The organism is Hydrogenivirga sp. 128-5-R1-1 (genome assembly GCF_000171895.1).
In genome coordinates this window covers 1-2,116 of sequence record NZ_ABHJ01000174.1, presented here as the reverse complement: position 1 = coordinate 2,116, position 2,116 = coordinate 1, and the positions used below count along the sequence as shown (strand labels likewise).

3 protein-coding genes are annotated in these 2,116 nt (G+C 28.3%); 1 reads left to right on the top strand and 2 read right to left on the bottom strand.

The features are described 5' to 3' along the window. Positions 1-593, bottom strand: a 593-nt coding sequence (locus HG1285_RS03725; protein WP_008288807.1) for a radical SAM protein, incomplete at its 3' end; no start/stop codon positions are given. A gap of 100 nt (positions 594-693) precedes the next feature. Beyond that, positions 694-1,923: a hypothetical protein gene (locus tag HG1285_RS03730; RefSeq protein ID WP_008288806.1), complete on the bottom strand. Its 1,230-nt coding sequence runs from the start codon at positions 1,921-1,923 to the stop codon at positions 694-696. 105 nt (positions 1,924-2,028) lie between these two features. Here HG1285_RS03730 and HG1285_RS19555 point away from each other — a divergent pair. Continuing rightward, on the top strand, positions 2,029-2,116 hold an 88-nt coding region (locus HG1285_RS19555), incomplete at its 3' end, for an NAD-dependent epimerase/dehydratase family protein (RefSeq protein ID WP_157560687.1).

Sequence of the window (2,116 nt, the reverse complement as noted above, 5' to 3'; positions counted from 1 at the left end):
TAAGTGTATCTCTTTACCCCATCTTCAACTAAGTACTGAACTTCCTGTAGTATTTCCCCAATTCTTCTGCTCCTTTCTTTTCCTCTTGTAGCAGGAACTATACAGTAAGTACATTTTTTATCACAACCTCTAATAATAGTCACATAAGCTGTATATTTGTTATCTCTAACTGTTGGATAGCTGTCAAGCTGTGTTTCATTTTCATCTATATCTTCAATAATTTCTACTGCTTTGTTTCCTTGCTGTGCCTCTTCTAAAAGCTGAGGTAGATGGTGTATGTTTGTCGTTCCAAACACCATATCTATAAACGGTGCTTTTTGAAGTATTTCATATCCTGCCCTTTGTGCAAGGCATCCACATACACCTATAACAGCATCAGGGTTTTTATTTTTTACTTTTTTAAATTCTCCTAATGCAGATAAAACTTTCTGGTCTGGCTTTTCTCTTACTGAGCAGGTATTTACAAGTATTACGTCTGCTTCTTCCCAGCTTTCTGCTGGCTCATAACCGAGAGTTTTTAGAATTCCTGCCATTTTTTGGCTGTCATTTATATTCATCTGGCATCCAAAAGTTCTAATATAGTACTTTTTCATTTTCTACCCCAAAGAAAAATTTTTAAATAAATATTATCTAATAAAAAGATATATCAGATGATGATTTATTCCATAATAAAGCACTGAATAATTTTGACAATTAGTCTGACAGAAGTCTTTGGATTAGCTTGTTTACTTTCTCTTCTTTATTTAATAGCTTCGCAATGTCAAAAAGGTTCTGTCTATAATCATCATTAAGAGGGTTCATCGTTATTGCTTTATAAAAAAACTTAAAAGCCCCTTCCATGTCTTTTCCTATATAATGAATAACCCCAAGAATATTGTAAATAGGAGCTCCTTCATAAAACTGCAAAACATCAGGAACTGCAGATAAAACCTCTTTAATTTTACCCTCTTTTACTGCACTTTCTAAATTATCAATAATGTCTTCTATATTTTGAATTTTTTCTTCATATTCTAAAATTTCTTTTTCTTTCAATCCTTGTTCTTCAAGCATATATTTAGCTTTTTCAAATTCTCCCATTTTCATATATGTATCTATTAACTCTTTCAATGAATATTGATTGTGGAAAGTAAGAAGAGCTTTTTTATAAAATTCTGCAGCATTATAATAGTCAAAATATTCCTTTAGTTTACCTGCTGTTATAGAAAATGCAGTTGCTTTTGCAATTTTTTCATTTTTCCAGTTAAGCTCAGGGAAAAGTTCATTTTCCATACTATATATTTTTAATAAATCTCTTAGATTTTTTGAATGAAAAGATGTGTCTATAAATGTTTTTGTTATTTTATTTGTAGTAAAACTAAATTCAGACAACTTTAAAGTAATATTTTTTAAATTTAATGATAAAAATCTGTAAAACTCATAATCTTCAAATTCTTCATCAAATTTCCCAAATTTTTCAAAAATACTTTTTTTTGTTAAAACTCCAAACTCTGGAAGATACTTTTCAAGCGTTAAACCTTGTAAAAGTTCTAATTCATTTTTATACCAGTCTTTAAAATTTTTTATATTTTCTTCATTATTTAAATCAATTAATATCTCATTTGGGTAAATAATATCAACATCAGGGAATTCTTCTAATATTTCTTCATACTCCTCAAAAGTATCTTCTTCTAAAATAGAGCCAGTTTTTAGCCATAAAATATATTCATTATTTGCATTTTCTAAGAGTTTATTTCTTAAAAACGCTTTGTTTTCAGAGTTTATATTTAAGCACTTTATATCATAATCTGTGTCTATTCCTGATAAATCTTCTGTATTCCCTGAATATATAATTTCGTTTATATACTCTTCATTACCTTCTATGTTTTCAAGCGTTTCTTGTAAAAAACCTTTTGAATCTTCTAAGATACAGACAGATACTTTCATAAAACTCTCCATAAACATTATTTTTACTATAAGATTTTCGGTATAATTTGAAAAAAATTTAAGCTTTTCTATTTTATTATCCGAAATAAATAAATGGAGTAAATGATGAATTTAAAAAGTAAAAAAGTACTTGTAACAGGAGCTTGCGGTTTTATAGGAAGTCATTTGGTAGAAAGATTACTTGATGAAGGCT